This window comes from Blastococcus sp. CT_GayMR20, from assembly GCF_004570345.1.
Map to the genome: position 1 here is coordinate 26324 of NZ_SPQM01000037.1, position 11717 is coordinate 38040.

Annotated in this window: 18 protein-coding genes; 8 read left to right on the top strand and 10 right to left on the bottom strand. The window is 74.8% G+C overall.

From position 1 onward, the window contains the following. From E4P40_RS11080 to E4P40_RS11105, 6 genes are all read right to left on the bottom strand, one after another. Window positions 1-687, bottom strand: coding sequence for a glycosyltransferase (locus E4P40_RS11080; RefSeq protein ID WP_245160265.1), 687 nt, complete (start codon window positions 685-687; stop codon window positions 1-3). Further along, complete coding sequence (locus tag E4P40_RS11085; protein WP_135158693.1) at window positions 672-1523, bottom strand: NAD(P)-dependent oxidoreductase; 852 nt, start codon at window positions 1521-1523, stop codon at window positions 672-674. Before E4P40_RS11085 ends, E4P40_RS11080 begins: the two co-directional genes overlap by 16 nt. Continuing rightward, the gene (locus E4P40_RS11090) at window positions 1520-2299 is read right to left on the bottom strand and encodes an aldolase/citrate lyase family protein (protein ID WP_245160266.1); all 780 of its coding nucleotides are present in this window, start codon (window positions 2297-2299) and stop codon (window positions 1520-1522) included. Before E4P40_RS11090 ends, E4P40_RS11085 begins: the two co-directional genes overlap by 4 nt. A gap of 69 nt (window positions 2300-2368) precedes the next feature. Next, window positions 2369-3439, bottom strand: coding sequence for an ABC transporter ATP-binding protein (locus E4P40_RS11095; protein ID WP_135158695.1), 1071 nt, complete (start codon window positions 3437-3439; stop codon window positions 2369-2371). Then, window positions 3436-4938 (bottom strand): iron ABC transporter permease, encoded by a 1503-nt coding sequence (locus E4P40_RS11100; RefSeq protein WP_209305270.1) that lies wholly within the window; start codon window positions 4936-4938, stop codon window positions 3436-3438. Before E4P40_RS11100 ends, E4P40_RS11095 begins: the two co-directional genes overlap by 4 nt. Before the next feature lie 92 nt (window positions 4939-5030). Beyond that, entirely contained in the window at window positions 5031-6053 is a 1023-nt protein-coding gene (locus tag E4P40_RS11105) for an iron ABC transporter substrate-binding protein (protein WP_135158696.1), read from the bottom strand. 116 nt (window positions 6054-6169) lie between these two features. Between E4P40_RS11105 and E4P40_RS11110 the strand changes: the two genes are divergently transcribed. From E4P40_RS11110 to E4P40_RS11140, 7 genes are read left to right on the top strand one after another with little or no spacing between them, the layout of a single operon-like run. Beyond that, window positions 6170-6610, top strand: coding sequence for a GNAT family N-acetyltransferase (locus E4P40_RS11110; protein ID WP_135158697.1), 441 nt, complete (start codon window positions 6170-6172; stop codon window positions 6608-6610). Next, window positions 6607-6918, top strand: a complete 312-nt coding sequence (locus E4P40_RS11115) for a hypothetical protein (RefSeq protein WP_135158698.1) — start codon at window positions 6607-6609, stop codon at window positions 6916-6918. The genes E4P40_RS11110 and E4P40_RS11115 overlap by 4 nt, the downstream gene beginning before the upstream one ends. Beyond that, window positions 6915-7109, top strand: a complete 195-nt coding sequence (locus E4P40_RS11120; protein ID WP_135158699.1) for a hypothetical protein — start codon at window positions 6915-6917, stop codon at window positions 7107-7109. The genes E4P40_RS11115 and E4P40_RS11120 overlap by 4 nt, the downstream gene beginning before the upstream one ends. 32 nt (window positions 7110-7141) lie before the next feature. Further along, complete coding sequence (locus E4P40_RS11125; RefSeq protein ID WP_135158700.1) at window positions 7142-7570, top strand: MarR family winged helix-turn-helix transcriptional regulator; 429 nt, start codon at window positions 7142-7144, stop codon at window positions 7568-7570. A gap of 41 nt (window positions 7571-7611) precedes the next feature. Next, window positions 7612-8238 carry a TetR/AcrR family transcriptional regulator gene (locus E4P40_RS11130; RefSeq protein ID WP_135158701.1) on the top strand — a complete coding sequence of 209 codons (627 nt, stop codon included), beginning with the start codon at window positions 7612-7614 and terminating at the stop codon, window positions 8236-8238. Between the two features lie 9 nt (window positions 8239-8247). Beyond that, window positions 8248-8748, top strand: coding sequence for an SRPBCC family protein (locus E4P40_RS11135; RefSeq protein WP_135158702.1), 501 nt, complete (start codon window positions 8248-8250; stop codon window positions 8746-8748). Beyond that, window positions 8745-9113: a hypothetical protein gene (locus E4P40_RS11140; RefSeq protein WP_135158703.1), complete on the top strand. Its 369-nt coding sequence runs from the start codon at window positions 8745-8747 to the stop codon at window positions 9111-9113. The genes E4P40_RS11135 and E4P40_RS11140 overlap by 4 nt, the downstream gene beginning before the upstream one ends. Window positions 9114-9118: 5 nt before the next feature. On the opposite strand, the gene E4P40_RS28925 is transcribed toward E4P40_RS11140, so the two are convergent. From E4P40_RS28925 to E4P40_RS11150, 3 genes are all read right to left on the bottom strand, one after another. After that, window positions 9119-9904, bottom strand: a complete 786-nt coding sequence (locus tag E4P40_RS28925) for a DUF6596 domain-containing protein (protein ID WP_245160267.1) — start codon at window positions 9902-9904, stop codon at window positions 9119-9121. A 71-nt stretch (window positions 9905-9975) separates the two neighbouring features. Beyond that, the gene (locus E4P40_RS28930; RefSeq protein ID WP_245160268.1) at window positions 9976-10407 is read right to left on the bottom strand and encodes a sigma factor; all 432 of its coding nucleotides are present in this window, start codon (window positions 10405-10407) and stop codon (window positions 9976-9978) included. Next, entirely contained in the window at window positions 10404-10826 is a 423-nt protein-coding gene (locus E4P40_RS11150) for a YciI family protein (RefSeq protein ID WP_135158704.1), read from the bottom strand. The genes E4P40_RS28930 and E4P40_RS11150 overlap by 4 nt, the downstream gene beginning before the upstream one ends. Window positions 10827-11031: 205 nt before the next feature. Between E4P40_RS11150 and E4P40_RS11155 the strand changes: the two genes are divergently transcribed. After that, window positions 11032-11415, top strand: a complete 384-nt coding sequence (locus tag E4P40_RS11155) for a PaaI family thioesterase (RefSeq protein ID WP_135158705.1) — start codon at window positions 11032-11034, stop codon at window positions 11413-11415. Here E4P40_RS11155 and E4P40_RS11160 read toward each other — a convergent pair. Beyond that, the gene (locus E4P40_RS11160; RefSeq protein ID WP_135158706.1) at window positions 11404-11622 is read right to left on the bottom strand and encodes a hypothetical protein; all 219 of its coding nucleotides are present in this window, start codon (window positions 11620-11622) and stop codon (window positions 11404-11406) included. The two genes, E4P40_RS11155 and E4P40_RS11160, sit on opposite strands and share 12 nt — an antisense overlap. Between the last annotated feature and the right edge of the window lie 95 nt (window positions 11623-11717).

Here is an 11717-nt window from a genome sequence, read left to right on the forward strand (position 1 = left end):
TCAGCGGCGGACGCGCACGGCCCAGGCCAGCGACCGCACCGACTGACGCGCCCGGCTCCGGCCGGTCCAGGCCGACCGGCCCTCGGGACGGCGGTCGCGCGCGACGGGCACGCTGGTCACGGGCCGGCCCGCCCGCGCGACGGCCAGGACGACGCTCGGTGCACCCTCGCCCACCGCGGACACGACGGCGGCCCGCACCAGCCCGTCCATGGCGAGGAAAGCGCCCGCGTCGGCCGGCAGCCCCGTGAGTCGGGCAGCGACCGCCCGGTGCAGGGTGCCGGTGAGCCGCCGCACCGGCGATTCGTAGCGGCCCCGTCGTCCGGCGAACACCGCGGCGACGTCGCCTCGCGCCAGCCGGTCGAGCAGCAGGGGCACCGCCTCGGGCGGGTCCTGCAGGTCCGCGTCGAGGCAGACCCAGGCGTCCGCGCCGCCTTCGGCGGCCAGCCCGGCGGCCAGCGCCCGGTGCTGGCCGACGTTGACGGTCAGGACGGTGACGCCGATCCGCGGGTCGGCGGCGGCCAGGTCGGCGGCGACCGCAGCGCTGTCGTCCGGTGAGGCGTCGACGACCAGCCGCAGCCGCCAGTCGTGCCCGGCGAGCGCGGCGCCCAGGCGCCCGGCCACGGGGCGCAGGGTCGCCGCGTTGCCGTACACGGGGACGACGACGGCGACCGTCACTCCGCTGCCCACGTACGGGCGAGTCCCTCGGCGAGGTCGAGCGTCGGCTCCCAGCCGAGCAGCTTCCGGGCGGCCGTCGGGTCGCACACCCAGTCGGTGGTGTCCCAGTCGCGGCCGGGGTGGGCACCGGCGACAGTGGCGATCGGCCGGCCGGTCACCCGCGCGGCGGTCGCCACGAGCTCCTCGGTGCTGGTCTGCACGCCGGTGCCGACGTTGAGGACGACGCCCGGCGGCAGGGCGTCGTCCGCCGCGGCGCGGACGCAGGCGTCGACGACGTCGCCCACCCACACCCAGTCGCGGCGGCTGAGGCGGCCCGGCAGGGGCACGGCCGCGCCGGTGCGGGCGGCGTCGAGGACCACCGGCACCAGCCGGGTCGGGTGGTCCCCCGGCCCGTAGACCTGGAAGGCACGCAGGACCGCGGCCCGGACGCCCCGCTCGGCGGCGGCCGCCTGCAGCAGCAGCGATCCGGCGGCCTTCGTCGCGCCGAAGAAGCCGCGCGGCTCCAGTGCGGCGTCCTCCGCGAGCGGCACCGGCGAGGCCGCGTACTCCGTCGAGGACCCCAGCCGGATCACGGCGCGGCACCGGTCGGGCAGCGCGTCGACCAGCCACGGGCTGGTGTTGACGGCCGTCGTGGCGGCCCGTTCGGCGGCCGTCGCCTTGGCCCGGCCGGCGGCCAGGGAGAAGACGACGTCGGGGTCGGCGGCGCGGACCGCGGCAGCACCCGCCACCGGGTCGGCGAGGTCGACGGTGGTGCGGGTCAGCGGGACGACGTCCCAGCCGTCGGCGGTCAGCCGGTCGGCGAGGTGCCGGCCGACGAAGCCACCGGCGCCGGTGACGAGCGCCCTCACGCGGGGAGCGCAGCCGGAACCGGCGCGCCGGTCGCCGCCAGGAACCTCTCGCGGGAGCCGCCGAGGTCGGCGACCCGCAGCGCGGCGAGGGACTCCAGCAGGCGGGGGACCTCGGTGAACGGGTCACGGCCGGCCATGTCGGCGGTGAACGAGCGCCGGAGAAAGGTGAAGTCGGTGCCCAGCCGGACCAGTTCGGCGGCGAGCAGGTCGCCCGGGACCGGGAAGCCGCAGCCCGGCAGCGTCAGACCGCCGACCCCGAACGGCACGGCCACCTCGGCGCGGACGGCGTCCACCGTGCCGTCGGTCAGCGGCCGGAAGAGGGAGTCCGACCGCCGGTCGATGCGCAGGTCGTTCAGGCCGACGTAGATCCGCGACAGGGGACGGCGGGCCAGGGCGCCGGCCCGGTCGACGGCGTCCTGGGTCTCGATGAGGATGCCGAGCCCGCAGCGGCCGGCGACGAGGTCGAGAGTGCGGTCGACCTCGTCGGTCGTGCGCACCATCGGCAGCAGGATCTCGTCGGCGCCGCGGTCGATCGCCTCGTCGACCTCTTCCCCGGTCCACGGACCGTGGCCGTTGATCCGGCACAGCAGCCGGCCGTCGGTCGCCGCCCGCATCCGGGCGAGGTCGGCCGGGGTGTCGGAGTTGATCTGGGTGCCCTCCCCCAGCTGCCGCCGGTCCTTGCCGCGGCGCTCCCAGTCCACGACGATGCCGGCCGCGCCCGCCGCGACGACGTCGTGGCCCCAGGACGGGTCGACGGTGAAGAGGAAGAGGTCCACGCGGGTGAGCTTAGGCATCCCTAACCGGGGCGCTGCGCAGCCGGTCGTCGTGGCGGGTCGGCGCGGCCGTCAGGACGACAGGACCGGCGGAAGGACGTCGAGCCCGGCCGCCGGGAAGGCCAGCGCCCTGCCGCGCACCGTCACGGTGACGTCGTCCCCGGCCACGGGCAGGTCGCCGCCGTCGATCCGGGCGCTGACGGTGCGGCCGTCGGCCAGGTCGAGCCAGACGCGGGAGTCGTGGCCGTAGAAGTCGACGCTACGGACCCGTGCCGTTCCGGTGCCCGCCACCGCCGGGGCGAGGCGCAGCTGCTCGGGCCGCAGCAGCACGCGGGCGGGGCCGTCGGGCTGCGGGCCCTCGACCGGCAGCGCACCGAGGACGCAGTGCGCCGTCCCGGCGCGGACGTCGGCCTCGAGGACGACGGCCTCGCCGACGAAGGTGGCGACGTCGAGGTCGCGGGGGCTGCGGTAGAGCGTGCGCGGGTCGGTGAGCTGCACCAGCCGGCCGTCCCGGAGCACCGCGACCTGATCGGCCATCGACAGCGCCTCGGCCTGGTCGTGGGTGACCAGCACCGCCGTCGCGCCGGTCGCGCTGAGCGCGGCGGAGACGGCAAGCCTGGTCTCCTCCCGGAGGGCAGCATCGAGGGAGGAGAACGGCTCGTCGAGCAGCACCAGGGACGGCGCGGGCGCCAGCGCCCGGGCGAGGGCCACCCGCTGCTGCTGCCCACCGGAGAGCTGGTGCGGGGACCGGTCGGCGAGCGCGGCGTCGAGGCCGACGAGCTCCAGCAGTTCGCGGACCCGGCCGCCGTCGCGCCGCTGCCGCCGGGGCAGCCCGAAGCTGATGTTGCCGGCCACCGTGAGGTGCGGGAACAGGCCGCCCTCCTGGGGCACGAACCCGATGCCGCGACGGCGGGCCGCGACGCTGCGCCCGGGGCCGCCGGCCACCACCGTGTCCCCGACGGAGACGGTGCCGGAGTCGGGGTCGTCGAAGCCGGCGATGAGCCGGAGGAGGGTGGTCTTGCCACAGCCGGACGGGCCGAGCAGCGCGGTGAAGCTCCCGGTGGGGACGTGCAGATCCACCCCGGTGAGGACCGGGGTGGTGGTGAAGGACTTGGTCAGGTCCGTCACGGTCAGGGAGCTCATGTCGTCAGACCTCGTCGGGCGTCGCGGGACAGCAGCACGGTAGCGGGCGCCGAGAGCAGCACCATGATCACGGCATACGGGGCGGCCGCTCCGTACTCCAGTGCACTGCTGGCGGACCAGAACGCCGTGGCCAGCGTGCGCGTTCCGGTCGGAGCGAGCAGCAGGGTGGCCGTCAGCTCCGTCACCACGGCGAGGAAGACCAGCGCCGCCCCGGCGCCGATGCCGGGAGCCAGCAGCGGCAGCGTGATCCGGCGCAGCCGGTCCGGCGCCGAGGAGCCGAGGGACGCCGCGACGTCGTCGTACAGCGGGGGCGACTGCTCCGCCGCCCCCCGCACGGGAACGATCGCGCGCGGCAGGAACAGGATCGCGTAGGCGGCCAGCAGCACCGGCACGGTCTGGTAGAGCCACGGTGTCACCCGGATGCTCAGGGTCACCAGCGCGAGGGCGACCACGATGCCCGGCACGGAGCTGCCCAGGTAGGTGCTGCGCTCGAGCAGCGTGGCGATCCGGCCGCGGGCCCGCACCGCCAGCCACCCGGTGGGGAGCGCCATCGCCGTGGTGACCGCCGCCGCGGCGGCCGCGAGCGCCAGCGTCGTCCCGGTGGTCGTGGCCAGGGCGTCCCAGTCGAGGGCCGCGGATGCCCCGCGCGCCATCCAGTAGCCCAGGCTGGCCAGGGGCACCGCCAGGGCGAGCCCGACGAGCGCCGCGAGGCCGAGCAGGGCGGGCGCGGTGAGCCCGCGGAGCGCGACCGGGACCACCGGGCGCGCGGCACCGCGGCCGGTGCGGGCGTATCCCCGCCGGCCGCGCAGCCGGATCTCCGCGAGCAGCAGGAGAAGGCACAGCAGCACCAGGACGCCGGCCAGCATGGTCGCGCCGGGGCCGTTGAAGGTCGCGCGGTACTGGTCGTAGATCGCGGTCGTGAAGGTCGGGTACCGCAGCATCTGCAGCGCGCCGAACTCGGCGAGCAGGTGCAGAGCGACCAGCAGGCTGCCGCCGAGCAGGGCCACCCGCAGCTGCGGCAGCTGCACCCGGAGGAAGACCGCCCCGGTGGAGAGGCCGAGCCCGCGGGCGGTCTCCTCCAGCGCCGGGTCGAGGCCGCGGAACGCCGCGGCGACCGGCAGGTAGACGAACGGGAAGTACGACAGCGTCACGACCAGGAGAGCGCCGGCGTAGGTGTCGAGGTCGGGCAGCAGCGAGATCCACGCGTAGCTGTTCACGAACGCCGGCACGGCCAGCGGCGCCACGAGCAGGACGTGCCAGAGGCGGCGGGCCGGCACCGAGGAGCGCTCGACCAGCCAGGCGGCACCGACCCCGAGGACGGCGCAGCAGAGCACGGTGCCGACCACGAGACGGGCGGTGTTCCACAGCAGTTCGCCGACGCGGGGCCGGAACACGAGGTCCTGCACGCCCGCCCAGCCGAGGTCGACCGTGTACCAGGCGATGTAGCCCAGCGGCAGCAGCGCCAGCGCCGCGACGGCGACCGCGAGCGCCAGCGTCACCGGTGAACGGCGCAGCCTCCGCCCGGACGCGCCGGGGCCCCGGTCCGCCGGGGACGGCGCACCGGGAGCCGGGACCTGCAGCGCGGGGGTGGTCAGAGGAGCCCCACGTCCTGCATCAGCTCGGTGACGAGCGGCGCGTCGAGGGAGCCGGGGTCGACGACCGGCGCGCCCAGTCCGTCGAGCGGCGGCAACGCGTCGGCGGAGGCGACCCCGGTGCCGACGGCGTACTCCAGCGCGCTGCTGTCGGCCAGCCGCTCCTGCGCCTCCCGGTCGGTGAGGAACCGGACCAGGCGCTGCGCCTCCTCCGGCTGGTCCGAGGAGGCCAGGACGCCGGCGCCGGAGACGCTGAGGAAGGCGCCCGGGTCGGAGTTGCCGAACCAGTGCAGCGCGGCGTCGTCGCCGATGAGGCCGTCCTGCGCCTGGTCGCGGAACCAGTAGTAGTGGTAGGTGATGCCGACCGGGACCTCGCCCTCGTCGACGGCCTTCATGATCGCGGTGTTGCTGGCGTAGACCTCGGCGTTGCGCTGCAGTCCGGTCAGCCACTCGCGGGTGGCGTCCTCGCCCTGGAGCGCGAGGACGGCGCTGACGATCGCCTGGAAGTCGGCGCCGCCGGCGGCGATGGCGACGCGCCCCTCCCACTCCGGGGCGGCGAGGTCGAGCATCGACGCGGGGAGTTCGGCCTCGGTGATCTCGGCAGGGTTGTAGATCAGCACGGTCGACCGGGCGGCGAAGCCGACCCAGTTGCCCGACGCGGGCCGGTACTGCTCCCCCACCTGCTGCAGGGTGGCCTCGTCGAGCGGCGCCAGGAGCCCGGCCTTGTCGACGACGTCGATCGAGGGGCTGTTCTCGGTGAGGAAGACGTCGGCCGGTGAGGCGTCGCCCTCCTGGACGATCTGGTTGGCCAGCTCGGAGTCGTTCGCGTCGCGGAACTCCAGCTCGATGCCGGTCTCCTCGGTGAAGCCCTCCACCATGGTGCGGACCAGGCTCTCGTGCTGGGCGCTGTAGACCGTCAGCGTCGTGCCGTCCGCCGCCTCCGAGCTCCCGCAGGCGGCCAGGGCACCGGCGACGCCGGCCGAGGTGAGCAGTCCGGCGATCGCCCGGCGGGCCGTGGTCACGTGGTGGTTCCTCCTGCGTCGACTGGCCTGCGAATAGGCAAGGCACACCTAATCATGATGCCCTCCGGCCGCCACAGCCCGCGGCACGGGAGGGGCCGTCGGCTACAACTGGCTGCATGAGTTCCCCGCGCCTGCGTCGGGCGCCCTTCGCCGAGCTGACGCCGTTCGAGGTCTACGGCCTCTGCCGGCTGCGGGTCGACGTGTTCGTCGTCGAGCAGGAGTGCCCCTATCCCGAGCTCGACGGCCGGGACACCGAGCCGGCCACCGTGCACCTGTGGCTCGAGGAGGACGGCGGGATCCTCGCGACCATCCGGGTGCTGGACGACGGCGCGACGCGGGCGATCGGGCGGGTCGCCACCGCTGCGAGCGCGCGCGGGCGCGGGCTCGCAGCTCAGCTGATGGAGGAGGGCATCGCGCTGTGCGAGGGCTTCCCGATCACGCTCGGGGCGCAGGCCCACCTGGAGGGCTGGTACGAGCGGTTCGGCTTCCGGCGCAGCGGGCCCGGCTACGTCGAGGACGGCATCCCGCACGTGCCGATGCGCCGGGAGGCGGCGTGACAGCGGACGACGCCACCCTGCTCCGGACGGCGGCCGACCGGCTGGACCTGCTCGCCGGTCGCACCACACCCGGCGACTGGCGCACCCGAGGACTGCTCGCCACCCGGCCGGAGGTGGTGGCCCATCTCGCGGACGGCGCCACCGAGCACGTCGCGGAGGCCCGCGCCCGCTCCGCCGCGTGGATCGCCGTCCTCTCCCCCGCCGTCGCCGCACCGCTGTCCGCCTGGCTGCGCAGCGCGGCCGGCACCGAGCCGGTCGACGACGCCGCGGTCGCCCTGGCGCGGACCCTCCTGGACCGGCTCCCGTGACGGGACCCGAGAAGCCGGTCTGCTCGGCGAAGGGGTGCCGGGAACCGGCCGCCTGGCGGCTGATCTGGAACAACCCGCGGGTGCACACCCCCGACCGGGAGAAGGTCTGGACCGCCTGCGACGAGCACCGCGAGCAGTTGTCCCACCACCTCGCCGTGCGCTCGTTCCTGCTGCGCGTCGAGCCGTCTTAGATGGCTAACCGTTCGATGCCTAAGATCGCGCGGTGGCCGCGTCCGAGGAATCGCTCAGCCTTCTCATCGGCCGATCGGCCAAGGCGCTGAACCGCGCACTCGACGACGTCCTCGTGGCGGCCGGGGGCTCCTCCCCCACCTGGCAGGTCCTGCTCGCCCTCTCCACCGGCGAACACCGCACCCAGGGCGACCTCGCGGCAGCGATCGGCGTGCGACAGCCGACCCTGGTCCACCACCTCGACGCACTCGAACGCGCCGGCCTCGTGGTCCGCGAGCGGGTCGACGGCAACCGCCGCGTCCAGCACGTCACCGTGACGAAAGCCGGGGAGGCACTGTTCCTGCGGCTCCGACGGGCGGCGGCCTCCTTCGACGGTCGGCTGCAGGCCGGCCTCACCGACGCCGACGTCGCCGACCTCCGCCGCCTGCTCGCTGCGCTCACGGAGAACGCCCAGCCGGACTGACCCTGCTTGACGCCGGCGACGATCGGCTAGACCATCTAGCCGTGGCTATCGCATCAAGCCCGACCGGACGCGTCGAGCGCCGCCGGGCCGCGGTCGTCGACGAGGCCCTCGACCACGCCGTCGCGCTGATGACCACCGACGGCGTCGGCGCGCTCAGCATCAACGAGGTCGCCCGCCGCATGGGCATCCGCGGGCCGTCCCTCTACAAGTACTTCCCGTCCCGGCACGCGGTGTACGACGCACTGTTCGCCCGGGGCCTCGCGCTCCAGCAGGCCGCCGTCGGCGCGGCGGTCGCCGACGTGCCGCGCGGCGCCCCCCGGATCCGCGCGGGTGCGGCGGCCGTCGTCCGCTGGGCCGTCGAGCACCCGGCGCTGGCGCAGCTCCTGTACTGGCGGCCGGTGCCGGGGTTCGAGCCCTCCGCCGCGACCTTCGCACCGAGCGTCGACGAGATGTCCGACGTCCGAGCCGAGTTCGCCGAGGCCGTCCGCCTCGGCCAGCTCGCCCCCCGCGCCGACAGCGACGAGACCGTCCGGCTCTACACCGTCGTCCTCGCCGGGCTCATCTCCCAGCAGCTCGCCAACCAGCCCGGCGTGCGCTACGCCGACGGCGACTTCAGCAGCCTCACCGACGCGGCGATCGACCTTTTCCTGTCCGCCCACACCCCCTGAGGAGTCCCCATGCAGACCCTCGACCGCGACGAGGTCAGCACCGTCGTCGGCGCCGACCCGGCCGCCGTCTACGCGCTGGTCTCGGACGTGACCCGGACCCCGCGGTTCAGTCCCGAGGTCACCTCTGCCCGATGGCTCGACGGCGCGACGCGCGCCGCGGTGGGCGCCCGCTTCGAGGCGGTGAACACGGCGGGGAACGGGCGGTCGTGGAGGAACCGGCCGGTCGTCACGGTCGCCGACCCCGGCCGAGAGTTCGCGTTCGCACGCACCGAACCCTTCGCGGGCACCATCGTGTGGCGCTACCGTCTCGAACCTGTCCAGGGAGGGACGCGCGTGACCGAGAGCTACACGGTGGAGCGGCCGGTCAGCCGCCTCGGATGGCTGGTGATCGAGCACATCTTCGGTGGTGGCGTGCGCCGCGAGGCGCTGCACGACGGTATGCGGACGACCCTCGAGCGCATGCGGGTCGTCCTCGAGTCCGACCGCGGCGAGGTCCCGGAACCGCGATGAACACAGCCCGGGAGCCGTTCGCGCACGACGCCGTCCTCGTCCTCGATCCGGACGGCGACGAGAACGCGCCCGGCGGCGCGATCACGGTCGCCCTGTGCGGCAGCTGGACCCACGAGCCACCGTGCCCGCTGGCACCGCACCACACGCGGGTCCACCGGCACGGCTCCGAGGTGGTCCTGCGGCTGCTCTTCGCCGCCGACCCGGCCGACGAGCCACGGGTGCGCAGGCTCGTCGACGACGTCCTGGCCCGCGGATGGGGCGACACCCCCGAGGGCAGCCGGACGACGTGGCAGCTGATCGAGTCCGGGCCCTCGCCGGTGGACTTCGCGGAGCAGGACCACGCCCAGCGGCTGACCCGCAGCTGACCGGCTCAGGTCCCGAGTTCCCGGCCGCAGGCGGCGGCGCGGGCCAGGAGCAGCGCCTGTTCCCGCTCGTTGCGGGTGAGCGAGGCGGCGCGCTCGAACTCCGCGCGGGCCTCCGTCCGTCGTCCCAGCTGTTCGAGCAGGTCACCCCGGACGCTGGGCAGCAGGTGGTAGCCCTTCAGCACCGGGACGTCGGTGAGGGCGTCGACCAGCTCGAGACCGGCGGCCGGCCCGTAGGCGCGGGACACCGCGACGGCCCGGTTGAGCTCCACGACCGGGGACGGCGAGATCTCGGCCAGCGCCTCGTAGAGCGCGGCGATCCGCGACCAGTCGGTCTCCTCGACGGAGCGCGCGCGGGCGTGACAGGCGGCGATCGCGGCCTGCAGCGCGTAGGGGCCCAGCGTCGTCCCCAGGCTCTCGGCGCGGGCGAGCGCGGCGAGGCCGCGGGTGATGAGAACCCGGTCCCAGCGGCCGCGGTCCTGCTCGGTGAGCAGCACCGGCTGCCCGGACGGGCTCACCCGGGCGGTCAGCCGCGAGGCCTGGATCTCCATGAGCGCTGCCAGGCCGTGCACCTCGGCCTGCTCCGGGGTCAGCCCGGCGAGGATGCGGCCCAGCCGCATGGCCTCGTTGCACAGTGCCGGGCGGACCAGGTCCTCCCCCGCCGTCGCCGAGTAGCCCTCGTTGAAGACGAGGTAGATCACCTCGAGCACGGAGGACAGGCGCGCGGTGAACTCGGGCCCCGCCGGCATCTCGAAGGGGACGTGCGCGGCGGCGAGGCTGCGCTTGGCCCGCACGATCCGCTGCGCCAGCGTCTTCTCCGGGACCAGGAACGCCCGGGCGATCTCGTCGGTCGTGAGCCCGCCGATCAGCCGGAGGTCAGCGCGACCCGCGCCTCGCGGGACAGCACCGGGTGGCAGGAGATGAACACCAGCCGGAGCACGTCGTCCTCGACGACCTCGTCGAGCGCGGCTGCCCAGTCCGGCTCCTCGGCCTCCTCCAGGTCGCGACCCAGCTCCGCCGTCTTGCGCCGCAGGGTCTCCGCCCGCCGGAAGGCGTCGATCGCCCGGTGCTTCGCGGTGGCCATCAGCCACGCCCCGGGCGTGGCCGGCACACCGGTGCCGGACCACTGATCCAGGGCCGCGACCAGGGCGTCCTGGGCGAGCTCCTCCGCCAGGCCGACATCGCCGGTCACGCGGGTGAGTGCGCCGACGATGCGGGCGGACTCCATGCGCCAGACGGCGTCGACGACGCGGTGCACATCCGTCGTCGACGCCGTCCGGGCGGGAGGCGACGTCATGCGCCCTGCTGCGCCACGGTCTCGCGCAGCTGGTTCTCCTTCTCCTGGAGTTCGGGCGTGAACGCCTCACCGAAGTCCTCGGCGGTCGAGAACGGGCGGATCTCGAGCTCGCCGCCGCGGAAGGGGGCCTTCTTCGCCCACTCGAGGGCCTCCTCGCGGGAGGACACCTCGAAGACCCAGTAGCCCGACACCAGCTCCTTGGTCTCGGTGAACGGACCGTCGATGACGGTGGCGTTGCCGTCGGCGTCGAACTGCACGCGCGCGCCGGAGGAGCTGGGCCGCAGACCGTCACCGTCGAGCATCACGCCGGCCTTGACGAGCTCCTCGTTGTAGGCGCCCATCGCCTCGAGCATCGCCGTGCTGGGCATCTCGCCCCGCTCGCTCGCCTCGGTCGCCTTGACGATCACCATGAAACGCATCGCGGTCTCCTTCGCTGGGGAACGGGGGCTGGTCGTGCTGACCGGCGCGGAGCCCGTTCTACACACACGTCGAACAGCCGTCGCCCGGATCGACAGATCCCGGAAACTTATTGTCGCGGTGGCGACGAACGACGAGTGGCCCGCCGACGGACGCGGAGCACTCGGGACGCCGAGTGGACGGGCGTCCACCGGGTAGGGGCGGGCGGTGGCAGACGAGTCAGGACCGGGTGGGTTCGCGCAGCGGCTGGGCGTGGAGGTGCAGGAGGCCGACGACGGGTCGGCCCGCATCCTCTTCGAGGCGCGCGACGAGCACCTGAACCCCGCGGGCACCCTCCACGGCGGCGTCCTGGCGACGCTGGTGGACACCGCGATGGGCACCGCCGTCCGGAGCGCGACCGACGACGGCGACGTGCCGGCGACCAGCCAGCTGACCGTCACCTATCTTCGGCCGGGGAAGCCGGGACCGCTCGAGGTCACCGCGCGGCTGCGCACCAAGGGGGAGCACCTCACGGTCTGCGAGGCCGACGTGGAGCAGGACGGCCGCAGCCTCGTGCACGCGGTCGCGACGTTCGCCCTGCTACACCGCTGAGACGGCGGCCTGGCCGGCTCCGTAGATCTCGCCGTCCGCGCCGGTTCCGCACTGGCTGACGATCAGCATGAAGGCGAAGACCAGCACGATCCCGCCGACGATGGTGCCGACGATCAAGGCGCGCATCTGCTTCGGCGACCGCGTCGGCCTGGCCGGCCGGTCCGCCGGGTCCGGCCGGGGCGGCCGAGGTTCGTCTGCTGTGGACATCGCGAGGTCTCCTCGCTCGGCCGCGCTGCCGCGGCGATCGGGCCCGGCCGGGCTGACCCGGCCCGCTGTCCAGGCTATGCCCGAGGGGCAGACGT

Excerpts from the sequence above, each read along its gene's own strand:
- E4P40_RS11095 (WP_135158695.1), bottom strand. The coding sequence starts at position 3,439 with ATGAGCTCCCTGACCGTGACGGACCTGACCAAGTCCTTCACCACCACC.
- E4P40_RS11110 (WP_135158697.1), top strand. The coding sequence starts at position 6,170 with ATGAGTTCCCCGCGCCTGCGTCGGGCGCCCTTCGCCGAGCTGACGCCG.
- E4P40_RS11135 (WP_135158702.1), top strand. The coding sequence starts at position 8,248 with ATGCAGACCCTCGACCGCGACGAGGTCAGCACCGTCGTCGGCGCCGAC.
- E4P40_RS11140 (WP_135158703.1), top strand. The coding sequence starts at position 8,745 with ATGAACACAGCCCGGGAGCCGTTCGCGCACGACGCCGTCCTCGTCCTC.
- E4P40_RS28930 (WP_245160268.1), bottom strand. The coding sequence starts at position 10,407 with ATGACGTCGCCTCCCGCCCGGACGGCGTCGACGACGGATGTGCACCGC.
- E4P40_RS11150 (WP_135158704.1), bottom strand. The coding sequence starts at position 10,826 with ATGCGTTTCATGGTGATCGTCAAGGCGACCGAGGCGAGCGAGCGGGGC.
- E4P40_RS11160 (WP_135158706.1), bottom strand. The coding sequence starts at position 11,622 with ATGTCCACAGCAGACGAACCTCGGCCGCCCCGGCCGGACCCGGCGGAC.